This window comes from Methylobacterium sp. yr668, assembly GCF_900116245.1.
GTDB lineage: Bacteria > Pseudomonadota > Alphaproteobacteria > Rhizobiales > Beijerinckiaceae > Methylobacterium.
The window spans coordinates 94,808-117,471 of the sequence record NZ_FOZY01000013.1; the positions used below are offsets into that span (position 1 = coordinate 94,808).

The 22,664-nt window shown below is 71.9% G+C and carries 20 protein-coding genes; 13 read left to right on the top strand and 7 right to left on the bottom strand.

The annotated features are described in order from the left end of the window. The first annotated feature begins 70 nt into the window (after positions 1-70). The gene (locus BM419_RS17515; RefSeq protein ID WP_012320341.1) at positions 71-373 is read left to right on the top strand and encodes a hypothetical protein; all 303 of its coding nucleotides are present in this window, start codon (positions 71-73) and stop codon (positions 371-373) included. On the opposite strand, the gene BM419_RS17520 is transcribed toward BM419_RS17515, so the two are convergent. The 3 genes from BM419_RS17520 to BM419_RS17530 all read right to left on the bottom strand — a co-directional run bounded on the left by BM419_RS17520 (position 343) and on the right by BM419_RS17530 (position 2,931). Then, positions 343-1,311, bottom strand: coding sequence for a DMT family transporter (locus BM419_RS17520; protein ID WP_091927178.1), 969 nt, complete (start codon positions 1,309-1,311; stop codon positions 343-345). The genes BM419_RS17515 and BM419_RS17520 overlap by 31 nt on opposite strands. Further along, positions 1,308-1,583, bottom strand: a complete 276-nt coding sequence (gene infA, locus BM419_RS17525) for a translation initiation factor IF-1 (RefSeq protein WP_012320343.1) — start codon at positions 1,581-1,583, stop codon at positions 1,308-1,310. Before infA ends, BM419_RS17520 begins: the two co-directional genes overlap by 4 nt. A gap of 211 nt (positions 1,584-1,794) precedes the next feature. After that, positions 1,795-2,931 (bottom strand): branched-chain amino acid ABC transporter substrate-binding protein, encoded by a 1,137-nt coding sequence (locus tag BM419_RS17530; RefSeq protein ID WP_091927179.1) that lies wholly within the window; start codon positions 2,929-2,931, stop codon positions 1,795-1,797. 238 nt (positions 2,932-3,169) lie between these two features. On the opposite strand from BM419_RS17530, the gene BM419_RS17535 reads away from it, so the two are divergent. The 3 genes from BM419_RS17535 (at position 3,170) to BM419_RS17545 (ending at position 7,908) form a co-directional block, all read left to right on the top strand. After that, on the top strand, positions 3,170-4,375 hold the full coding sequence (locus tag BM419_RS17535; RefSeq protein ID WP_091927180.1) for an amino acid aminotransferase: 1,206 nt from the start codon (positions 3,170-3,172) through the stop codon (positions 4,373-4,375). 5 nt (positions 4,376-4,380) lie between these two features. Beyond that, the gene (locus BM419_RS17540) at positions 4,381-5,418 is read left to right on the top strand and encodes a hydroxyacid dehydrogenase (RefSeq protein ID WP_091927181.1); all 1,038 of its coding nucleotides are present in this window, start codon (positions 4,381-4,383) and stop codon (positions 5,416-5,418) included. A 486-nt stretch (positions 5,419-5,904) separates the two neighbouring features. Further along, the gene (locus BM419_RS17545; protein WP_091927182.1) at positions 5,905-7,908 is read left to right on the top strand and encodes a TonB-dependent siderophore receptor; all 2,004 of its coding nucleotides are present in this window, start codon (positions 5,905-5,907) and stop codon (positions 7,906-7,908) included. Between the two features lie 10 nt (positions 7,909-7,918). Here BM419_RS17545 and BM419_RS17550 read toward each other — a convergent pair whose 3' ends face one another. From BM419_RS17550 to BM419_RS17560, 3 genes are all read right to left on the bottom strand, one after another. After that, on the bottom strand, positions 7,919-8,716 hold the full coding sequence (locus BM419_RS17550) for a hydroxypyruvate isomerase family protein (RefSeq protein WP_091927183.1): 798 nt from the start codon (positions 8,714-8,716) through the stop codon (positions 7,919-7,921). A 3-nt stretch (positions 8,717-8,719) separates the two neighbouring features. Further along, positions 8,720-9,391 carry an aspartate/glutamate racemase family protein gene (locus BM419_RS17555; RefSeq protein WP_091927184.1) on the bottom strand — a complete coding sequence of 224 codons (672 nt, stop codon included), beginning with the start codon at positions 9,389-9,391 and terminating at the stop codon, positions 8,720-8,722. Positions 9,392-9,476: 85 nt separating this feature from the next. Continuing rightward, positions 9,477-10,526, bottom strand: coding sequence for a LacI family DNA-binding transcriptional regulator (locus BM419_RS17560; RefSeq protein WP_091927185.1), 1,050 nt, complete (start codon positions 10,524-10,526; stop codon positions 9,477-9,479). Between the two features lie 184 nt (positions 10,527-10,710). Between BM419_RS17560 and BM419_RS17565 the strand changes: the two genes are divergently transcribed. The 7 genes from BM419_RS17565 (at position 10,711) to BM419_RS17595 (ending at position 19,636) form a co-directional block, all read left to right on the top strand. Then, positions 10,711-12,018, top strand: coding sequence for an alpha-hydroxy acid oxidase (locus BM419_RS17565; RefSeq protein ID WP_091927186.1), 1,308 nt, complete (start codon positions 10,711-10,713; stop codon positions 12,016-12,018). A 177-nt stretch (positions 12,019-12,195) separates the two neighbouring features. Next, positions 12,196-13,251 (top strand): lactonase family protein, encoded by a 1,056-nt coding sequence (locus BM419_RS17570; protein ID WP_244540793.1) that lies wholly within the window; start codon positions 12,196-12,198, stop codon positions 13,249-13,251. Between the two features lie 161 nt (positions 13,252-13,412). Next, complete coding sequence (locus tag BM419_RS17575) at positions 13,413-14,708, top strand: MFS transporter (protein WP_091680479.1); 1,296 nt, start codon at positions 13,413-13,415, stop codon at positions 14,706-14,708. Positions 14,709-14,753: 45 nt separating this feature from the next. Beyond that, complete coding sequence (locus BM419_RS17580; protein WP_091927188.1) at positions 14,754-15,584, top strand: NAD-dependent epimerase/dehydratase family protein; 831 nt, start codon at positions 14,754-14,756, stop codon at positions 15,582-15,584. Positions 15,585-15,646: 62 nt separating this feature from the next. After that, positions 15,647-16,348: a molybdate ABC transporter substrate-binding protein gene (locus BM419_RS17585; RefSeq protein ID WP_091927189.1), complete on the top strand. Its 702-nt coding sequence runs from the start codon at positions 15,647-15,649 to the stop codon at positions 16,346-16,348. Between the two features lie 154 nt (positions 16,349-16,502). Next, entirely contained in the window at positions 16,503-18,134 is a 1,632-nt protein-coding gene (locus BM419_RS17590) for an ABC1 kinase family protein (RefSeq protein WP_020093008.1), read from the top strand. Positions 18,135-18,394: 260 nt separating this feature from the next. Further along, a complete protein-coding gene (locus BM419_RS17595; protein ID WP_091927190.1) occupies positions 18,395-19,636 on the top strand; it encodes a sensor histidine kinase in 1,242 nt (413 codons plus the stop codon). Positions 19,637-19,657: 21 nt separating this feature from the next. Here BM419_RS17595 and BM419_RS17600 read toward each other — a convergent pair whose 3' ends face one another. After that, positions 19,658-19,999, bottom strand: a complete 342-nt coding sequence (locus BM419_RS17600; RefSeq protein ID WP_091927191.1) for an Hpt domain-containing protein — start codon at positions 19,997-19,999, stop codon at positions 19,658-19,660. Positions 20,000-20,466: 467 nt separating this feature from the next. On the opposite strand from BM419_RS17600, the gene BM419_RS17605 reads away from it, so the two are divergent. Both BM419_RS17605 and BM419_RS17610 read left to right on the top strand, forming a co-directional pair. Next, the gene (locus tag BM419_RS17605) at positions 20,467-22,254 is read left to right on the top strand and encodes an ABC transporter ATP-binding protein (RefSeq protein WP_091927192.1); all 1,788 of its coding nucleotides are present in this window, start codon (positions 20,467-20,469) and stop codon (positions 22,252-22,254) included. Then, on the top strand, positions 22,251-22,574 hold the full coding sequence (locus BM419_RS17610) for a low molecular weight protein tyrosine phosphatase family protein (protein WP_091927193.1): 324 nt from the start codon (positions 22,251-22,253) through the stop codon (positions 22,572-22,574). The genes BM419_RS17605 and BM419_RS17610 overlap by 4 nt, the downstream gene beginning before the upstream one ends. Positions 22,575-22,664 lie beyond the last annotated feature (90 nt).

Below are 22,664 nucleotides of genomic sequence, written 5' to 3' on the forward strand. Positions count from 1 at the left end.
CAAAGCTCGGGTGTGCTAGCAGCTCTGTGCCGATCGATCGGCACGAATCGCCTGCTTTCAGGGGGATGTCATGAAGTACCTTCTCGCGACGAGCCTTGTCGTCGGGAGCCTCGCCACGCTCGCGCCGGCCGCCCAGGCCCGCGACGGCATCGGCGCCGGCGGCGCGGCCGCCCTCGGCGTGCTCGGCGGCCTGGCCGTCGGCGGCGCCATCGCGTCGGCCAACAACGGCTACTACCCGGGCCGCCCGGTCTACCGCGCCCCGCCGCCGGTCTACGTCGAGGAGGATTACGGCCCGGTCTGCCACTTCGAGCGCCGCCGGACCTACGATGCCTACGGCGACGTCTACATCCGCCGCGTCCGCGTCTGCGAGTAGGCGGCTTCCGGAGTGGCCTCTGCGGCGGGCGCCGGTTTCAGGCGCTCGGCGCAGGCGATCCCGGCCAGCACCAGGGCCAGGGCGACCCCTTCCGTCGCGCCGAACGGCTCGCCGACCAGCAGGACGGCGAGGATCGCGCCGAAGATCGGCACGAGGTTGACGAACAGGCCGGCGCGGTTCGGGCCGATGATCTCGACGCCGCGCATGAAGAAGAGCTGCGCCAGCAGCGACGGCCCGAGGCCCACGAAGGCGACCATCAGCCAGCCCTCGCGGTTGGGCCAGACGGCGTGGCCCGTCGCCCACTCGACGGCGAGCGGCGGCAGCGAGGTGACGAAGGCCGCGACCGCCATCGCGGCGAAGAACACCAGGGCCGGCACCTTCGGGCGCGTCGGCAGGAAGATCGTGTAGCCCGCGTAGAGCAGGCAGGCGCCGAAGACGAGCACGTCGCCGCGGTTGAAGGCGAGGTTCGTGAGCACGGACAGGTCGCCGTGCGTGGCGGCGAGGCCGGCGCCGACCAGGGTCAGCGCCACGCCCAGGACCTGCCCCGGCGTGACCGGCACCCGGTAGGCGAGCCGGTTCAGGACGATCACCAGCACGGGGATCGCCCCCTGGAACAGGGCGAGGTTGATCGCGCCGGTATGCACACCGGCCGCGTAGAACAGGCAGTTGAAGGCCGTGTAGCCGAGGCCGCCCATCAGCAGGATGCGCAGCCAGTGCGGCCGCAGGAGCGGCCACGCGGCGGCGAGCCGGCGCGCGGCGAAGGGCATGAGCACCAGGCAGGCGACCGCCCATCGGAGCGTCGTGATGACCTGGGGCGACACGTGACCGGGCGCCCAGCGGCTGGTGACGGCGTTGCCGGCCCAGAGCAGCGCCGTGACGGTCAAGAGCAGGTAGGCGGGCGCGGCCGGGGAAGCCCGGCGCGCGCGCCCGGTCGTCAACGGCGGCGGAACTGACCGCCGCGCACCGGCGGGCGGGGTCCGGACGAGCGCTCGTCCTTGTGGCGGAACACGAGGCGGCCCTTCTCGAGGTCGTAGGGCGACATCTCGACCGTCACCCGGTCGCCCGCCAGCGTCTTGATGCGGTTCTTCTTCATCTTGCCGGCTGTGTAGGCCACGATCTCGTGGCCCTGGTCGAGCTGCACGCGGTAGCGCGCATCCGGCAGGATCTCGATCACGAGACCATCGAACTGCATCAATTCTTCTTTCGCCATGCACCTTCTCCAGTCGGACCGTCCGGCAGCAGGCGTTCCGGCAATGCGTGTTCGGCTGTCATCGAGCTCGGGAAACGCCGCAGGGCGCGGATCCGATCCGGGGGACCGCCCGCGCCAGCTCAGCAGCACCGCCCGCATGTAGTCCCCGCGGGAACCGGCCGCAAGTCACGGACACCGAACACGTTCCGTCATCGACACGATTCGCCGGCTCTCAGGGCTCCGCGTCGTTGCCGGCATAGTCGAGGCGCCCGTCCGGCGTCCGGCGCCAGATCCGCAGGGCGATCGGTGCTCCGGCGCGGTCGCCCCGCGCGTCGAAGGCCACCGATCCGAGCAGCGTCCGGGACGGCCCCGTCCGCACGGCCTCGGCCACCTTGTGGCCGTCCGCGATGCGGCCGGTCCTCGGGTCGGCGGCGCGGGCGCGCTCGGTCGCCTGCGCCAGGAGTTCCACGGCCGCGTAGGCGTTGGCCGCGACGCTCTCCGCCTCGGGCGAGCGCGGCGCCGGGCGGGCGCCGCGGATCTCGGGCAGGCGCGGCGGATCGGGAACCAGGGTCATGACCGTCCCCTCCCCGTCCCCGTCGGCCGCGGCGGCGAAGGCGGGGTCGAGGATGCCGTCGCTCGCCACCAGCGTCGCGCCGAGGCCGGCCTCGCGCATGGCGCGGAGCAGGGTCGCGGCCTCGGGCGCGAGGCCGCCGAAATACACCGCGTCGGGGCGCGCCGCCTTCAACCGCGCGACGAGGTCCGCGAGGTCGCGGGTGCCCCGAGGGAAGCCGTCGAACAGCATCTCCGGCATGCCGGCCTCCTTCAGCCGCGCCGCCACCGCGTCGGCGAGGCCGCGGCCGAAGGTCGAGCGGTCGCTGAGGATCCCGACCCGGCGCCCCGCGAAGGCCTTCGCCAGGTAGGCCCCGGCCGCCCGACCCTGCTGGGCGTCGCTCGGTCCGAGGCGGAACAGGTTCCACAGGCCCCGCCCGGTCAGCGGCCCGTAGGCCGCCCCCGGCGCGACCATGACCGCGCCCGCCTCCTCGTACACGGGCGCCGCGGCCGCGACCGCCCCGGATTCGAGCGGCCCGACGACGAGGCGCACGCCGTCGGCGGCGAACTTCTTCGCGACGGCGACGGCCTGCCGCGCGTCGCCGCCGTCGTCGGCCGGGACGAGGACCCAGCGCGGGCGGCCGCCCGCGACGCGGTTGAGGTCGGCCACCGCCTGTTCGGCGCCCTGCCGGAGCCCCTGGCCGAAGGCGGAATCCGGACCGGTCAGCGGCGCCGACAGGCCGATCCGCACCGGTGCCTGCGCGACGGCCGGGGCGGCCGCGAGGAGAAGGGCGAGGAACGGGAGGAGGCGACGGATCATGGCGGCACTCTAGGACCGTCTCCGCCCCGACCGGAAGGGCGCCGCCCCCGGATCGCCCAGACTATCGTCGGGCGCACCGTCGCGCAGATCGTTGAGCGGATCGGGACGCTGATGCGCGCGGAAGCGCTGGCGGGCGGGCGCGATGTGCGGAATAAGGGCGTCGGCCCGGCCCGTCGCCGGGCGTGCCGGCGCCCTTCCACGCGTCGCCGGCCGAGACCCTCTGGGACGATTGACGATCATGACCTCGCTGTTCGCCGGCATCCAGGACGCGCCGCTCGACCCGATCATGCGCCTGTTCGAGGCCTTCAACGCCGACCCGAGCCCCAAGAAGCTCAACCTCGTGGTCGGCGTGTACACGGACGCGGACGGCAAGGTGCCGCGCCTGCGCGCCGTGCAGACCGCCGAGAAGCGCTGGATCGAGAAGGGCCTGCCGAAGACCTACCGGCCGATCGAGGGCACCAAGCCGTTCCGCGACGCGGTCCAGGAACTCCTGTTCGGCAAGGGCGCGCCGATCCTGTCCCAGAACAGGGCCGCGACGCTCCAGAGCATCGGCGGCACCGGCGCGCTGAAGACCGGCGCCGACCTGCTGGCCAAGCTCTACCCGAACGCCACCGTGGCGGTGAGCAACCCGAGCTGGGAGAATCACAAGGCGCTGTTCGGCCAGGCCGGCTTCACCGTGGTCGACTATCCCTACTTCTCGGCCGAGACCGGCGGCGCCGACTACCCGGCCATGAAGGCCTATCTCCAGGATCTGCCGAAGGGCTCGATCGTGGTGCTGCACGCCTGCTGCCACAACCCGACCGGCGCCGATCTCGGCCTCGACGAGTGGCGGGACCTCGTGCCCCTGATGGCCGAGCGCGGCCTGATCCCGTTCCTCGACATCGCCTACCAGGGCTTCGGCAACGGCCTCGACGCCGACGCCGAGCCGGTGCGCCTGTTCGCCGAGTCCGGCCAGGAATTCCTGGTCGCCTCCTCGTTCTCGAAGTCGTTCTCGCTCTACGGCGAGCGCGTCGGCGCGCTCACCATCGTGGCCGAGAACCCGGCCGCGAAGGCCAAGGTCGAGGCCTTCGCCAAGCGCCTCGTCCGGGCGAGCTACTCGAACCCGCACACCCACGGCGCGGCGATCGTCGAGATCGTGCTCACCGACTCGGAGCTGCGCGCCGACTGGGAGCGGGAACTCGGCGAGATGCGCGACCGGATCCGCGCCATGCGCGAGCGGATGGCCGACAGCCTGCAGCAGCGCCACCCGGAGCGCGGCTTCGACGCCATCAAGGCGCAGAAGGGCATGTTCTCCTACACGGGCCTGAGCCCCGCCGAGGCCACCCGCCTGCGCGAGGACCACGAGGTCTACGCCCTGGAGACGGGCCGGATCTGCGTCGCCGCCGTCAACACCCACAACATCGACCACGTCATCGACGCGATCGACGCGGTGGTGAAGGGCTGAACCGGGTGTCGGCCCCCAAGCGCGTCTGCCGATTCAACGTCTGGATCAATCCGGTCTTCGACGCGCGCCTGGGGGCCGAGCCCGACATCGACCTTCAGGTCGGCGACCTGCAGGGACCGGACGACGCGCTCGCGGCGCTGCTGGCGCGGGTCCACGTCCTCCACGTCTCGCCGGCGCGGGACGAGTTGCCGCGCCGCTGGCACGTGACCGACGCGCTGCTCGCCGAATGCCCCAACCTGCTCGCGGTCTCGTCGGCCGGGGCGGGCTTCGACACGGTGGACGCCGCCGCCTGCACCCGGGCCGGCGTCGCGGTGGTGAACCAAGTGGGCGGCAATGCCCGCTCGGTGGCGGAACTGGCGATCGGCCTGATGCTCGCCGTCTCGCGCAAGATCTGCGTCTCCGACCGCCTGCTCCGGACCGCGCGCGGCTTCACCCGCGAATCGCTGATGGGCCACGAGATCGGCGGCGCGACCCTGGGCCTCATCGGGATCGGTCATACCGGCCGGGAGGTCGCCAAGCTGGCCCGCGGCTTCGACATGCGGGTCCTCGCCCACGATCCCCTGCTCTCGGACGCGGAGATCCGGGCCCGCGGCGCGGAGCCGGTGGACCGGGCGCGGCTGCTCGCCGAGTCCGACATCGTATCCCTGCACTGCCCGCTCGACGACACCACCCGGGGCAGCTTCGACGCCGCGTCCTTCGCGGCGATGAAGCCGGGGGCGCTGTTCATCACCACCGCCCGGGGCGGGGTCCACGACGAGGCGGCGCTCGCCGCCGCGCTCACCGCCGGCCATCTCGCCGGCGCCGGCCTCGATGTCTGGTCGCCGGAACCGCCGTCCCTCGACGCGGCCCTGCTGCAGCTCGACACCGTGGTGGCGACCTACCACACCGCCGGCGTCACCCACGAGGCGCGGCGCAACGTGGCCGCCTGGGGGGCCGAGCAGATCGTCGGCCTGCTCCGGGGCGAGACGCCGCCGCGGCTCGTCAATCCCGAGGTCTGGCCCACGGTCCTCGAGCGCCGGGCGCGGCTGCTCGGCGGCGCCTGACCGGGAACAGGTCCCGCTCCGCCCTGTCTGGGCGGCGCGCGAACCGGTCACGATCGCTCGGACGACGTGAGAGGCGTCGTCTGTGCAGATGCCCCGCGACCCGGCGTGTTGAGAGCCCGTGCGCCGGAGCGATCTTCCCCTTCCCTCACCGGTCGAACGGGCGGCGACGGGGTCTTCGCGCGCCCCGTGTGGGCGGACCGTCGATCCCGCATAGATTATAGTTATTCAAAATCTAGCCTGGATGTTCCGCCGACGATCGAGCTTGACCGTGAATGTTTCCGCACCGTATCTGGCGCCACTCGAAACAGAATGGTCGACATCGTGGTACGGCGTAACTGTGCAAGGTCTTGCACGCGGGCTTCGCGCGGCGTTTCCGGGCGCGCAGCCAGAATCTCCCTCTTCCTCACTCCGGTATTGCTCCCGTCTCCGGGCTGGGCTCAACTTGCCGTTGACAGTTCCCAGGAAGTCCAGCTGGAGGAGCTGTCGGTGGCGGGGACCGGCGACGGGACGTCCCGCGTCGACGGTTACCGGGCCACGCGGGCGGTGAGCGCCACGCGGACCGACACGCCCGTCCGCGAGGTGCCGCAGACCATCGTGGCGGTGCCGCAGGCGGTGCTGGAGGACGCGGCGGCGACGCGGATCGACAGCGCCCTCGACCTCGCGGGCGTCGGCCGCGGCAACAATTTCGGCGGTCTCGGCCTGACCGAGTTCACGATCCGCGGCGTGGCGACCGGCGAGTATTACCGCAACGGGTTCCCGATCAACCGCGGCTACCCCAACAGCCCCGACATCGTCTCCATCGAGCGCATCGAGGTCCTCAAGGGCCCCTCGGCCTTCCTGTACGGCCGCGGCGATCCCGGCGGCACCTTCAACATCGTGACCAAGCAGCCGCTGGCGGCGCGCTCCCTCACGGTCGGCACGCAGTACGGCAGCTTCGGCGCCAAGCGGAGCACCTTCGACGCCACCGGCGCCCTCGACGAGAGCGGGCAGGTGCTGGCCCGCGTCACCGGCGCCGTCGAGGACAACGGCAGCTTCCGGGACTTCGTCACCAGCGACCGCTACGCCCTCGCCCCGGTCATCGCCTGGAAGCCGACGACGGACACGACCGTCACCCTGGAGGGCGACTTCGTCAGCACGGCGCAGACCTTCGACCGCGGCATCGTCCCGCTGGGGGGCAACGTGCGCGCCCTGCCGCGCAGCCGCTTCATCGGCGAGCCGGGCCTGCCGCCGGCCCATGTCGACAACGCCCTCGGCCAGCTGCGCGTCGAGCACCGGTTCGACCAGGACTGGGTGCTGAACGTCGGCGCCCAGGTGCTCGGCGGGAACCTGTCGGGCTACGGCGTCGGCGCCATCGGCCTGCTGCCGGATGGCCGGACCCAGCGGCGAACCCTGGAATGGCGGGACCTGACGTGGTCCGACCTCGACCTGCAGGCGAATCTCGCGGGGAAGTTCGAGACCGGCCCGTTCCGCCACACGCTCCTGCTCGGGCTGGAATACGACAGCTACCGCTACCGGGAGGTGTTCAACCGCTCGAACGTCGCGACGAACCCGTTCCTCCTCGACCTGCTGGCGCCGCGCTACGGCCAGCCGCTGCCGCCGATCACCGCGCGGGTCACGAACTTCCTACAGAAGACCGAGAGCTACGCCGGCTACGTGCAGGACCAGATCGACCTCACGCCCCGCCTCCACGCTCTCCTGGGCGTCCGGGTCGAGGACCTCGGGCTGGTCTCGACGAACAACCTCACGAAGAGCATCACCAGCCTACAGGGTCTGGTGGCGACGCCGCGCTTCGGCCTGCTCTACGACCTGACCGACACGGTCGCGCTCTACGGCAACTACGCGCGCTCGTTCCGGCCCAATATCGGCACGGATCGCAGCGGCCGGCCCTTCGCGTTCGAGGAGGGCGAGGGCTACGAGGCCGGCGCGAAGGTCAGCCTCCTCGACGGGCGCCTCGACGCCACCGCCGCCCTGTTCGAGATCCGGCGCTCCAACGTCCTCAGCACCGATCCGGTCGACCCGAACTTCAGCGTGGCCACCGGCACGGTGCGCAGCCGCGGCTTCGACCTGACCGCCGCCGGCTACCTGGCCCCGGGCTGGCGCGTGATCGGGACCTACACGCGCGTCGACGCGGCCGTCGCCCGCGACAACACCCTGCCGGTCGGCACGCGCATCGCCAACGTGCCCGCCAACAGCCTCGCGTTCCAGACCGTCTACGAGTTCCAGAGCGGCGACCTGAAGGGGCTCGGCCTGGGCGGCGGCCTCGACTTCGTCGGCCGACGCGCCGCGGGGACGGCACTCGCGACCTTCAACCTGCCGCAATACACGCTGGTCAACCTGATCTCGTACTACCAGATCGCGCCGGGCGTGCGGATCTACCTCAACGTCGACAACGTGTTCGACGCGACGTTCTACGACCGCGCGTTCCAGAACCGCTACGCGACGCCGGGGCAGCCCCGCACGATCATCGGCGGCGTCGCCGCCCGGTTCTGAGGCCCCGGCGCTACGCCGCTGCCGCCCGCATCCAGCCGAGCCCCGCCTCGGTGCCGGCCGCGGGATGGTACTCGCAGCCGACGAAGCCGGAATAGCCGACCTCCTCCAGGGCGGCGAAGATCGGGTCGAAGGCGATCGTGCCGGTCCCCGGCTCGTGCCGCCCGGGATCGTCGGCGATCTGGACATGGGCGATGAGCGGCGCGTGCGCGCGGATCAGCGCCGCCGGGTCATGGCCGAGACACACGCAGTGATAGGCGTCGAACAGCAGCTTGACGTTGTCGCGGCCGATCGTCCGGATCGCCTCGACCGCCAGCAGCGGGTCGTCGATCGCGTAGTCGGCGATCGAGCCGGGACCGATCGGCTCGACGATCACCGTCATGCCGCGCGCGCCCGCGGCGTCGGCCGCGAAGGCGAGGTTGTCGAGATAGGTGTCCCAGAGCCGCGCCCGCTCGACTCCCGCGGGCCGGACGCCCGCCATCGGGTGGACCATCCGGCAGCCGAGCTGCGCGACGTAGTCCAGGGTCGGCTCGATCGTGGAGCGGAAGTAATCGATCCGGTCGGGCAGCGCCGCGAAGCCCTTCTCGCCCTTGGCGGCGTCCCCTGCCGGGAAGCCGGTCTGGACCAGCGGCACGCCCGCCCGCTCCAGCCAGCCCGCGACCTCCCGGGCCGGCGTCCCGAACAGGTTGGGATGCTCGACCGCGCGGAACCCGGCACGGGCCGCCGCCGCGAAGCGCTCGGCCAGCGGCAGCTCCGTGAACAGGAAGCCGCAATGGCCGCTGAGACGATCCTTGTAGGCACCGAGCTTCATGGGTCAGGCGCTCCCGCCGGTCTCGATCATCGCCCGCATCCGATCCACCGCCGCGTGGGGCGCGGTCAGCACCGGGACGTCGACGGCCTTCCGCACGCCCTCGGCCGCGCGCGAGGTGGAGAAATGCGCGAGCATGATCGCGTCGCAGTCGCGCAGGTCCGACGCCCGCTCGGCGATCAGCCGGTTGTGGGTCTCGGCGTCGCCGGCGCGCAGCCGCGCCATCGCGTCGTCCACCAGGACCGTCCGGAGGCTCGCCGGGCGCGCGGACTCGGCGACGAACTCCTCGAACTCGTCCGTCATCGTGCCGACCGAGGGCCCGAAGGTCGCCAGCATGCCGATGCGCGCGCCCTGCGCGATCGCCGCGCGGAACATCGCCTCGTTGGGCTTGAGCACCGGCACCGGCACGGTCTCGATCAGCCGGTCGATGGCCGGACCGAAGGCCGAGCAGGTGATCAGGATGCCGTCGGCGCCCATGTCGTGGCCGTAGCGGCCGAACCGCACGAAGCGCTCGATCATCGCCTCCGAGATCGCGCCCGGCTCCTTCGCCCGATCGAGGGACAGGCCGTCGTCGAGCAGGTTGACGGTCTCGGCCTCCGGCCAGCGCTCGGCGAAGGCGGCCTGGATCGGCGCCATGGCGACCGGCGTCGCGTGCAGGAGGACGATGCGGGGAGCCATGCTGTGTTCCGGAGAGTCTACGGAGCCGGACGGGGCCGGTCCGCATGTTGTAAGCGATTTCAACTGGGTGGCAAGATAGCGCAGGTCAGGCGTCGGCACGCCGCGGCGGAGCCGTGCTGGCGCGCAGGATCAGCTCGGCGTCGATCTCGGTGAGACGGACCATCGGCCGCCCCTGGATCCGGGCGATCAGGTGGTCGCCGGCGGCGTGGCCGATCTCGGCGGAGTGGATGCGGATCGTCGTCAGCGCCGGGTCAAGGAAGGGCGCGAAGTCGGAATCGTTGTGGCCGATCACCGACAGGTCGCCGGGAATGGAGAGCCCCCTTGTCCGCGCCTCGATCATCGCCCCGAAGGCGATCTGGTCGGTGCCGCAGATGATCGCGGTCGGGGGCGGGCCGCCGGCCAGCATCTGGCGGAACCCGTCGCGGCCGCCGCCGATCCCGTAGGAGATCTCCACGTCGTGCTCCGGGGCGAGCTGCAGGCCGCGGGCCGCGAGCGCCGCCGCGATGCCCGTCACCCGGGCGCCGCCGCGGTCGTTGTTCTTGCGCAGGCCCGAGATCACCCCGATCCGGCGATGGCCGAGATCCATCAGGTAGTTGGCCGCCCGGGCCGCCGAGGCGGCGTTGTCGAAGCCCACGCAGGGGCGCTCGCGGGACAGGCTGAAGGTCTGCACCATCGGGATGCCGGCGCGGGCGATCCGGGCGTGGAGGTCCGGGTGGTGGATGTCGCCGACCAGCATCAGCCCGTCGACACCGCGTTCCAGCAGGAAGGTCGCCTCGCGGAGCTCGTCCTCCAGGTCATAGCCGGCATTGGCCGCCACCAGGGTGTAGCCCGCCTGCCGCAGCCGGTCCTGGAAGCTCGACAGGACGCGCACGAAGGCCTCGTTCTCGATGTTCGGCACGACGGCGCCGACGGCCATGAAGCGGCGCGTCGAGAGCGCCCGGGCCGCGCCGTTGGCGACGAAGCCGAGATCCTGCGCGGCCCGCATCACCGCCGCGCGCTTGTCGGCCCGGACGCCGGCGGAGCCGTTCAGCACCCGGGACACCGTCGCGGTCGAGACGCCGGCGCGGCGGGCGACGTCCCGGGCCACCGGGCTGCGCGTCGGTGGCTCGAGGATCTCCTCCGGCAGGTCCAGCACTGAGATCGATCCCTCTCCCGAACGGCCCCGCGGGGCAGCGCGTCGGCCCCGGATACGCGACGCGGCGATGCCCGGCCAGCAGAAGCGGGCCGAACCGGCAGTATATTGACACCCTACCCGGGCGCTGGCTATCTGAAAGCGCTTTCAAGAAGTCGCTCGATCGGGCGGCCCACAGGAGGATCCGATGGCGACGCTCGACCGGCCGGCCTCCGGACTGGGAGCCCCAGAGCGCGCCGCGCCGACAGTCGGCGGCGCGGACGCCGCGGCGCCGGGCATCGCGGCTCCGCAGGCCATCGTCACCAGCCTGAAGCGCAGCGACGCGGTCACGCCCTACCGGTTCCGCGACCTGCTGGCCCTCGACGATTTCGAGCGGCGCGCCCGCAAGCTCCTGCCGCCGATGATCTTCCAGTACGTGGCCGGCGGGGTCGAGACCGGCTCGGCCCTGGCGCAGAGCCGCGGCGCCTACGCCGACTACGCCCTGGTCCCCCGCCTGATGCGGGACACCTCGGCGCGGGACACCGCCACCACGCTGTTCGGCCAGACCTACGCGGCGCCGTTCGGGATCGGGCCGCTGGGCGGGGCCGCCTTCATCGCCTACCGGGGCGACCTCGTGCTCGCCGAGGCGGCCCGGCGGATGAACCTGCCGATGTGCCTGAGCGCCTCCTCGTTGATCAGGTTGGAGGACGTCCACGCCCAGAACCCGCAGGCCTGGTTCCAGGGCTACCTGCCGGGCGACCAGAACCGGATCGACCGCCTCCTCGACCGGGTCGAGGCCACCGGCTACCGGACCTTCGTGGTCACCGCCGACACGCCGACCCTCGGCAACCGCGAGCACAACATTCGTAGCGGCTTCTCCATGCCGATCAAGGTCACGCCGAAGGTGGCGTGGCAGAGCGCCACCCACCCGCGCTGGCTGCTCGGAACCGTCGCCCGGACCTTCCTCAAGCACGGGGCCCCGCACTTCGAGAACACCGAGGCCGAGCGCGGGCCGCCGATGATGTCCCAGGGCGCGGTGCGCAACACCATCGCCCGCGACCAGCTCTCGTGGAAGAACCTGGAGGCGATCCGCAAGCGCTGGTCCGGCAACCTGCTGGTGAAGGGCCTGCTGGCGCCGGAGGATGTCGACATCGCGCGGGACTGCGGCGCCGACGGCGTGATCCTCTCGACCCACGGCGGCCGCCAGCTCGACTACGCCGTCGCCCCCCTCGACGTGCTGCCGGAGATCGCCGCCCGGAAGGGCGGGCTGAAGATCATCGTCGACAGCGGCATCCGCCGGGGCACCGACGTGATGAAGGCGCTGGCGCTGGGCGCAGACTTCGTCCTGCTCGGCCGGCCCTTCATGTTCGCCGCGGCGCTCGGCGGCGCCGCGGGGGTCGAGCACGCGATGCGGATCCTCAGGGAGGAACTCAACCGCGACATGGCGCTGATCGGGGTGAACCGCCTGTCCGAACTCAATCCCGACTTCCTGCGCCGCACCCCGCGGCGGGCCTGAGCCGATGGCGGGAGGATCGACCATGATCGGCTTCCCGGACACGCGCGGCGCGCCGGCGAGCGGCAGCGGGACAGCCGCCCGGGACGCCGGGGCCGCCGCACCCGGGCGCCCGGCATCCCCGCACCGTCGATCCCGCCGGCTGCCCCCGCAGCCCCGTCCCCGATCCGGATGCTCCGCATGACCGACCCCGCCCCCCGCGGCCTCGCCTTCGTGGGCTGCTTCACCACCGAGCGGCGCCGGGCGCGCGGCCGGGGCATCGACATCTATCGGACCGGTCGCGACCTCGGCGACTGGACGCATCTAGGCCGGGTCGAGAACCTGGCGAACCCGTCCTTCCTGGTGACCGACCCGGCGCGCGCGATCCTCTACACGGTCCAGGGCGACGGCGAGGCGGCGAGCGCCTTCGCGCTGGAGCCCGACGGCACCCTGCGCGGCCTCGGCAGCGCCGCCACCGGCGGAACCAACAGCGTGCACCAGGCCCTCGCCCCCGGGGGTCGGTTCCTGATCGTGGCCAACTACGCCAGCGGATCGGTCGCCCTCATGCCGGTGCGCGCCGATGGCGGCCTGGAGCCCGCGTGCCAAGTGCTGCCGCTCCCGGGCGAGCCGGGCCCGCACCGGACCGAGCAGGCCTGCGCCCACCCGCACCACGTGGTCCTGTCACCCGACGGTCGCCACGTCATCGTTCCCGACAAGGGCCTCGACCGCGTCTTCGTCCTGAAACTCGCGGATGAGCAGCTCGCCATCGCCTCGGAAACCGCGATGCGTCCCGGCGCCGGCCCGCGCCACATCGCGTTCCACCCGCACGAGCCACTCGCCTTCCTGGTCAACGAGCTCGACTCGGGCGTCGCCACCTGCCGGTGGGACGCGGACGCCGGAGCACTGACGCCCCTGCACCTCGTCTCGACCCTGCCGCCGGACTTCTTCGGCGCGAGCACCGCCGCGGCCATCGCGGTCACGCCCGACGGACGATTCGTCTACGCGTCGAACCGCGGACAGGACGGGATCGCGCGGTTCCGGGCGGACCCAGCCGGGCGCCTCGAACCCGCGGGCTGGACGTCCTCCGGCGGCCGCGACCCGCGCTTCATGGTCCTGGCACCGGACGGAGGCCACCTGCTCGTCACCAACGAGCAGGGCGACTGCCTCGTCGCCTTCGCCATCGATCCCGAGAGCGGAGACCTCACTCGGACCGGTTCGCGCCCGAGCCTCAGTCCCTGCACGATCGCGTTCCTGTAGGAGGCGCCGACGCGTTCAGGCCCGCGCCGCGCGCGGGCCCGACCATGCCCCTCGAAGGGGCAAGAGAGGCGGAACCGGCGGCGGTCGAGACGTGACCTCTGACCGCCGGGCCGCACCAAGCAAACAAGAAAAGAAAATCATAAATATTCTGGAGGATGCCCATGTTCGCCAAGCGTTACAGGTTCCTGATCGCGTTCCTGCTGTTCATCGCCGGTATCATCAACTACATGGACCGAGCGGCGCTCGGCGTCGCCGCGCCCTTCGTCAAGCAGGACCTGAACCTGTCGCCCTCGGAGCTGGGGGTGATCTTCAGCACGTTCTTCTTCGGTTACGCGCTGTTCGCCTTCGTGGGCGGGCAGCTCGCCGACCGTTACGGGCCGCGCAGCGTCTACAGCTGGGCGGCGGCCTCCTGGTCGGTCCTGTGCATGCTCACAGGGGCGGTGACCGGCTTCGCCCAGATGTTCATCGTCCGCGCCCTGTTCGGCTTCGCCGAGGGGCCGATGAACTCCACCACGAACCGCACCATCACCACGTGGTTCCCCCGCGAGGAGACCGCCCGGACCATCGGCTTCACCTTCTCGGGCCAGACGGTGGGCAGCGCCATCGCGGCGCCGGTCGTCGGCCTGCTGGCGATCCAGTACGGCTGGCGCGTGGCGTTCGTGGCCATCGGCGCCGTCGGCCTGCTCTGGGTCGTGGCGTGGCGGATGCTGATGACCGACCGGCCGCAGGACAACCCGCGGGTCCATCCGGAGGAGATCGCCCTCGTGGAGCGCAGCCGGGCGGTCACGCACCTCGCGCCCTCCGACCATGCCCGCTCGCTGAAGGAGTACCTGTTCCTGCCGAGCACCCTGTCGCTCGGGCTCGGCATGTTCGCGGTGAATTACACCCTCTACATCTTCCTCTCGTGGCTCCCGAGCTACCTCACCGACGCGCTGCACATGCCGGTGAAGGAGATGGCGCTCGTGGCGTCGATCCCCTGGGCCTGCGGCTTCGTCGGCTATGTCGGCGGGGGCGTGGTGGCGGACTTCGTCTACACGCGCATGGGCGACAAGCTCGCCGCGCGGAAGATCACCACGATCGTGCCGCTCGCCATCGCGGGGGTGGCCCTGATCATGGTCAACGCCGCGACCAGCACCGCCATGGCGGTCGCGCTGATCGCGCTCGCCGTGCTGATGCTGACCAGCTCGGTGCAATCCTGCTGGGCGACGATCCACGAGCTGGTGCCCGAGGCCCGGGTCGGCGGCGTCAGCGGCTTCATCCACCTCCTGAGCAACATCTCGGGCATCATCGGGCCGACTGCCACGGGACTGGCCGTGCAGTATCTCGGGGGCTACGCCAGCGCCTTCGTGATCGCCGCCCTGATCGCGGCGGCCGGCGTCGTCGCGATGGCGATCTTCGTGCGGCGGCCGCGCAACCCGGCGGAAGCCGGCCCCCTCGCCGCGGCCAAGCCCGTCTGACCGAGGCTGTCCGATCAAGTCCGCCGGAATCTGGAGCAGCGTCCCATGAGCCCCGAGACCGTCCCGCCCAAACCCGTCCTCCTGACCGGAGCCTCCGGCGCCCTCGGGCGCGTCCTGACCCGCGCGCTCGGCGCGCAGGGCTGGACGCTCCGGCTCACGGACCGCGTCCCCTTCCCCGACCCGTTGCCGGAGGGGGCGCGCTTCCAGGTCGCCGACCTGGAGGACGGGCCGGCGATCCTCCGGCTGGCGGAGGGCTGCGGCACGATCCTCCACTTCGGGGGGATCTCGGTGGAGCACCCGTTCGAGACCGTGATCGGCCCGAACATCCGCGGCCTCTACCACGCCTACGAGGCGGCCCGGCGCGAGGGCGCCCGGATGATCTTCGCCTCGTCGAACCACGCGATCGGCTTCCACCCGCGGTCCGAGGTGCTGGACGACGATTGCGGCCTCGCGCCCGACGGCTATTACGGCCTGTCCAAGGCCTACGGCGAGCTGATGGGCGGCCTCTACCGCGACAAGCACGGGGTCGAGAGCGTTTTCCTGCGGATCGGCTCGTGCTTCCCGGAGCCGACTGACGCGCGGATGCTCGCCACGTGGCTGTCCTACGCCGACCTGACCCGGCTGATCACCCGCGCCACCCTGGCCCCGGACCTCGGCCCGACGGGCTCGGTGGTGATCTGGGGCGCCTCGAACAACAGCCGCATGACCTGGTGGCGGAAGGACGGCCGCGCCGTCATCGGCTGGACGCCGCAGGACAGCGCCGATGCCCATGCGGCGGCGCTGGAGGGGAAGACCAGCGGCAACCCGGTGGTGGAGCGCTACCAGGGCGGCGGGTTCACGGCGATCGACTATTCCCGCGCCGTGCCGCCGCGGTGACGGACCGCTTCTTCGGCGCGGCCACCCGACCGCTCCTCCCGAGACGAGAGACTGGACACACCATGCCGAGCGAGCGACCCGAGACACGCCTCAAATGCGCCCTGGTGGTGCGCGGCGCCTTCGACGCCCACGTCGTCCCGGCCTTCGAGGCCGCGGGGGGCCGGACGGCGATCCACTGGGCGCCGACCACGGTCATCATGAAGACCCTCGCCGAGGGCGAGACCGCCGACGCGGTGCTCGTCCTGTCGGACGCCATGGATCGGCTCGTCGCCGAGGACCGCGTCGAGCCCGAGAGCCGGGTCGACGTGGTGCGCTCGCGCTACGGCATCGCCGTCAAGGCCGGGGCTCCGCATCCGGACATCGCGACCGTCGAGGCGCTGAAGCGCACCCTGGTGGAGGCGCGGTCGGTGGCCTACTCGCGGACCGGCGCCAGCGGGATCTACTTCGCCGGCCTGCTGCCGCGGCTCGGCCTCGCCGACGCGGTGAACGCCCGGGCGACGATCATCCCGCAGGGCTTCACGGCCGAGAAGCTGGTCTCCGGGGAGGCCGACATCGCCGTCCAGCAGATCAGCGAGCTGATGGTCGTGCCCGGCATCGAGGTCGTCGGCCCCCTCCCCGACCCGGTGCAGGAGATGACGACCTTCGCGGCGGCGATCCTGCGCGGCGCGGCGGACCGGGACGGCGCGGCCCGATTCCTCGCCGGGCTGACGACGCCGCAGGCGGCCGAGGCCTATCGGACCAGCGGGCTGGAGCCGGCCTACTGACGGCGGCCGACGCCCCCGACCGCGCGCATTCCGGCCCCGCTCTGCGCCGCTTAAGTTGAAGCGGCGGGGTGGGACCGGGGTTCGCGACCGCAAAAAAGTCCTTATGCTCGTGCTGTCCGGACGCCCAATCCCGTCCGACCGGATCGCTCCATTCATGCTGAAGACAGCCTTCGTTGCCGCCCGCGACCGCCAGCGGCTGTCGGAGATCGCGACGATCCTCATCGGCTTCGGCGTCACCCGCGTCGTGGACCGGCTCGGCCTGCGCTACCTGCCGCTCCTGCCGCGCCGCCAGCCCCGGGTCGACGTCACGCGCCTGTCCGAGCCGGAGCGGCTGCGCCGGGCGATCGAGGCGCTCGGGCCGACCTTCATCAAATTCGGGCAGGTGCTGGCGAGCCGGCCGGACCTCCTGTCGCCGGCCTGGACCGAGGAGTTGCAGAAGCTCCACAGCCAGGTCGTGCCGGTGACGTGGGAGCAGATCGGCCCGCAGCTCGAGCTCGATCTCGGCGCCTCGCCCATGGAGGTGTTCGCCGAGTTCGACACCAACCCGATCGCCTCGGCGTCGATCGCCCAGGTCTACCGGGCGCGGCTGCACTCGGGCGAGGACGTCATCGTCAAGGTGCTGCGGCCGAACCTGCGCAAGATCATCGAGGCGGATCTGCGCCTCATGGCGCACGGTGCCCGCATCGTCGAGAACGAGTGGCCCGACATGGCCCGCTACCAGCCGCGGGAGCAGATGCGCCACCTCGCGGAGGGCCTCAACGGCGAGCTCGACCTGCTCAACGAGGCGCGCAACTGCGAGCTGCTGGCCCAGATCTTCGAGGACCGCGACGACATCGTCTTCCCGAAGATCCACTGGGAGTACTGCTCCGAGCGGGTGCTGGTGCAGGACTTCATCCACGGCATCCCGCCCAACGACGAGGCGGCCCTGCGCGCGGCGGGCATCGACAAGAAGCTGCTCGCCCAGAAGGGAACCGACGCGTTCCTGCAGATGGCGCTGATCGAGGGCGTGTTCCACGCCGACCCGCATCCCGGCAACATGCTGGCCCTGCCCGGCAACAAGATCGGCTTCATCGATTTCGGCATCATCGGGCGGCTGTCGCAGCGGCGGCGCTCGCAGCTGCTCGTGCTGATCGGCGCCATGCTCAAGCAGGACGCCGACGGCCTCATGGCCGTGCTCCTCGACTGGACCGGCACCAGCAACCCGGACCTCACCCGCCTCCAGGTCTCGGCCCAGTCCTTCGTGGAGAGCCACTCGTCGATCCCGCTGAACCTCGGGCTGGTGCTGACCGACTTCATGAACATGGCCCGCGAGAACGACCTCGCGATGCCGACCGACCTCGCCATCCTGTTCAAGGGACTGGTCACCGCCGACGGCGTGATGCGCCACCTCGACCCGAATTTCGACCTGTTCGCCGCCGCCGGTCCCACAGTCCGGGCGAGCATGCAGACGCAGTTCTCGCTCTCCGCCCTCAAGCAGAAGGCCGAGGCCCTGGGCGTCGGCCTCTACGGCGCCGCCTCGGAGCTGCCGACCCTGATCCACCTGATGCTGGTGCGGCTGAAGCAGGGTCGCGTCACCGTCGAGATCGAGGTGAAGGGCCTCGACAAGGTCACCCGCGGCATCGAGCGCGCGGCCGCGCGGGTCGCCGTGGCCCTGGTGGTGGCGGCCTTCGCCACGCAGCTCGCACCCCGCCTCATCGATCTCGGCACGCCCGTCTTCGTCTCGATCGGATTGATAATTTTTATCCTCGGGATCGGCTGGCTCGTGCTGCTGATGCGAAACAAGTAACCGTCTTCGCACCCGCACAGGGCTCCAACATAAGTTTTCATCCGCAGGCGAATACCGAGCTGATTTGATAATCCAGCGCGCCATGCTAGCGTGAGGCATCCAACGATTCGCTCGGCTGCGGGCGGGGAACCGGCACCAGAAGCGGTCTGAACCGCCGGTGCGGCCCTGCCATCGACATCCGTTGCCGCGCCGCGCGGTCGGGGAGCTCCGACGGCGCGCCGCGCACGGGCGCCCCGTCGGGATGACGAGGGGGGCGGGCGATGGAAGTGGACATCGTACGGCCGCGGATCGACGGGGCGGAGCGCCGCGTCGAGACGCTCGAGGCGGAGAACATCCGCTTGCGCAGCCTGCTCAGCCAGGCGACCGCCCAGGTCGACTGGGAGCGGCAGCGGAGCCGGCGGCTCGGCCGAATCATCGAGACGGCGAGCCGCGTCGAGGCCGGTCGCATGGCGGCCGAGCGGGTCGAGGCGCCCCGCGGGCCGTCGCCCCGCGAACCGGCCGGACTCGGGCTCGAGGCGAGGCCGCGCCCCTCCGGCCGCGCGCGCGCGATCGGCCTACCGCAGGCCCCGAACGATTACCTGGAACTGCTGGACCGCGACGGGCGCCTGATCACCGCCAGCGAGGACGGTCCGGCCCTGTCCGCCGCCGGGGACGAGGCTGACGCGATCGGCCGGCCCTGGATCGACGCTTGGACGCGCCCCGAGGACCGGGAGGCGGTGGCCGAGGCGCTCGATCGGGCCCGGATCGGCCGCCCGAGCCGGTTCCAGGCCCAGTCGGAATCCGGCGGCGCGCTCCGCTGGTGGGACGTGGCCGTCACGCCGATCGGCGCGGCGCCGGACCGGCCCGAGCGGATCCTGGCGGTGTCGCGCGACATCACCGACCAGAAGCTGTCCGAGGCGCGCCAGACGCTGCTGATGCAGGAACTCGCCCATCGGATGAAGAACACCATGGCCATGGTCCAGGCCGTCGCGACGCAGACCATGCGCAACGCGCCGTCGCTGGAGGCGGCCGGCGAGGCCCTGGCCGCGCGGCTCCTGGCGCTCGCGAAGGCGCACGACGTGCTGCTCCAGGGCTCCTTCACCCGGGCCTCCCTGAGCGGCCTGGTCGAGGGCGCCGTGTCGCTCCACGGGGACGGCGTCGCGGGCCGGTTCCGCATCGCCGGTCCCGAGCTGACGCTCGGACCGCGCCACGGCATGACCCTGGCGCTGATGCTGCACGAGCTCGGAACCAACGCGGCCAAGTACGGCGCGCTGTCGGTGGCCGCCGGCTGGGTCTGCATCACGTGGAACGTGGCTGAGGCAGAGGGCGGCCAGACCCTCCGGTTCCGCTGGGAGGAGAGCGGCGGACCGCCGGTCACGCCACCGACCCGCACGGGGTTCGGCACACGGCTCATCGCCCGCAGCCTCGCCCACAGCTTCGGCGGGACCGCCCGCATGAGCTACCCGCGCGAGGGCGCGGTGCTGACCTTCGAGGCGCCCCTCGACGCGGTGATGGTCGCCTGATCGTGATGCGGCCGCGCGGCCCTAGGCGCTCAGCCGGGTCTCCGCCTGCAGGTCCCGCAGGGCCGCGACGGTCCGGTCGCGCAGGGTCCTGAGGTCGACCAGCGAGCGGGTCAGATCGTCGCCCGCCATGGCCGATTCCTCGAGGCCGCGGCAGGCCCGGGACAGTTCGGCGCAGCCGAGCATGCCGGACATCGAGACCAGCGTGTGCGCCTCGCGGCCGTAATCGTCGCTCGCGCGATCCGGTCCCTCGAAGGCGGTGGTGAGGCTGACGACGAACCGGTCGAGGATGCGGACGAGCTTTTCCGTGCCGATCACGGCCGTGAGTTCCTCGAGCGCGTCCCGGTTCACCAGGGAGTGCGACACCGTCGGTCTCCAAGTACGGATTCGCGACAGCGATCCGAGAGAGGCGCGCAACCGAGGCGCCGCACAACGGCCCAGTTTGCAGCGAAGTGTTTACACCGCGTTGCGTCAGCTTTTCAACGAAGCGTGACCGTTCCCCAGGCTCCGCAGGGTTGACCCGGGTGCATGGATCGGCCGTCGCGACTGGCCGAAGCTTCGCGATGGACGTTGCGAATCAGTTCGGGCTCTCCTAGCCTCGTGCTCCTGTCGCGCTCGCACCAGGGAGGGAGCTGCATGATCGCTGTGTTTGCCACCCTCCGAGCAGGATTCGTCGGCGCCCCCGCGCGGGTCGGCTAGCCGCTTCCCGCTCTCGCCCGGCCCTGCCGCCCGGCGCCTCTGAACCCGAACCTGCCTGATCTCGCCGGCGCGCATCGTTCGCGATGGGACGCGGCGTCACCCGGAGCCGACGCTCGCCCGCGTCGGGCACTCGCATGTCTCTGTCGTCTCCCCGGAAGGCGGACGCGGTCCGTCGCGTCCTGGCCTTCGTCGTCCGCAGCTGGCGCAGGCGCTGGCCCCTCGTCGCCGGTCTCACCGGCGCGATCACGCTCGCCACCCTGGCGGAGGTGCTGCTGCCGCTCTTCGCGGGCCGCTTGGTCGACGCGCTCTCCGGGAGCGACCGACGCGCGGCGCTGGACGCGGCCTGGCCGGCCTTCCTGGCGATGACCGGGCTCGGCCTCGCCACCGCGCTGCTGCGGCACGTCGCCTGGAGCCTCGTGGTGCCGCTCTCCCTGCGCACCATGAGCGACATCGTCGGCAACGGCTTCGCCCGGGTCCAGCGCTTCTCGACCGAGTGGCACGCCAACACCTTCTCGGGCTCCACCGTCCGGAAGATCTCCCGCGGCATGTGGGCGATCGACGGGCTCAACGACACGCTGCTGCTGTCGCTCCTGCCCGCGCTCGTCGTCCTCGTGGGCACGGCCCTGGTCCTCGGCCTGCACTGGCCGGCCCTCGGCGCGACGGTCGCGATCGGCGCCGGCGCCTATGTCGGCGCGACCGCCCTGCTCGCGACCCGCGTCATCGCGCCCGCGGCCGCGCTCTCGAACGCCCTCGACACCCGCCTCGGCGGCGCGCTCAGCGACGCGATCGGCAACAACGCCGTCGTCAAGGCCTTCGGCGCCGAGGCGCGGGAGGAGGCGCGGCTCGGCCGCCTGCTGGCGAAGTGGCAGCGGCGGACCCGGCGCACGTGGATGATCGTCACCTGGGGCGGAACCGGCCAGCTCGGGCTGCTGCTCGTCCTGCGCACCGTTATCGTCGCCATCGCCCTGTGGCTGTGGTGGCGGGAGCGGGCGAGCCCGGGCGACGTCGCCTACGTCCTGACCGCGACCTTCGTGGTGCACGGGTACCTTCGCGACATCGGCGGCCACATCAACCACCTGCAGCGGGCCATCAACGAGATGGAGGAGCTGGTCGCCCTGGAGGCCGAACCCGTCGGCGTCGCCGACCGGCCCGGCGCGGTCCCGCTCGCGGTCGCGGGCGGGGCGATCCGGTTCGAGACCGTGCGCTTCCACTACGGCGACCACACGCGGCCCCTCTACGACGGGCTGACCGTGACGATTCCGGCCGGCCAGCGCGTCGGGCTGGTCGGGCGCTCGGGCTCCGGCAAGACGACCTTCGTCAAGCTGATCCAGCGGCTCTACGACGTGTCGGGCGGGCGCGTGACGATCGACGGGCAGGACGTGGCGTCGGCGAGCCAGGCGAGCCTGCGCGCGCAGGTCGCCATCGTGCCCCAGGAGCCGGTGCTGTTCCACCGCTCCCTGGCCGAGAACATCGCCTACGCCCAGCCCGGCGCCTCGGCGCAGGAGATCGAGCGGGCGGCGCGCCTCGCCAACGCGCACGACTTCATCGCGCGGCTGCCGAAGGGCTACGCGACGCTGGTGGGCGAGCGCGGGGTCAAGCTGTCGGGCGGCGAGCGCCAGCGGGTGGCGCTCGCCCGCGCCTTCCTGGCAGACGCGCCGATCCTGATCCTCGACGAGGCGACCTCGAGCCTGGATTCCGAGTCCGAAGCTCTGGTGCAGGAGGCCATGGCGCGGCTGATGCGCGGGCGAACCGCCATCGTCATCGCCCACCACCTGTCCACGGTGCGGGCCCTCGACCGGATCCTCGTCTTCGACCGCGGTCGCATCGTCGAGGACGGGCCTCACGCCGCCCTGCTGCGCCGCCCGAACGGGGCGTACCGCGCCCTGTTCGAGCGGCAAGCCGACCTCGCGGAGAGCGCGTGAGGATCCTGTTCGTCTGCGGCCGGGCGCGCGCCCGCAGCCCGACCGCGGAACAGATCTTCGCGCGGCTGCCCGGCATCGAGACCGCCAGCGCGGGGGTGTCGCCCGACGCCGACGAGCCGGTGGACGCCGATCATCTCACCTGGGCGGAGATCGTCGTCGTCATGGAGCGCGCGCACCGGCGCAAGCTGATGCGCCGCTTCGGGGCCGCCCTGCGCGGGACCCGCCTCGTCTGCCTCGATATCCCCGACGTGCACGACTTCATGGCGCCGGCGCTGGTGGCGCTGCTCGACGCGCGCGCCGGCCGCTTCCTGCCGCGCTGAGACCCGCCACGCCCGGCGGCGCATTGCCGTTCTTTAATCTTCCGGTCATGCGACCAAATGGCGGCTGATCTATTATCTGAACACGGAATG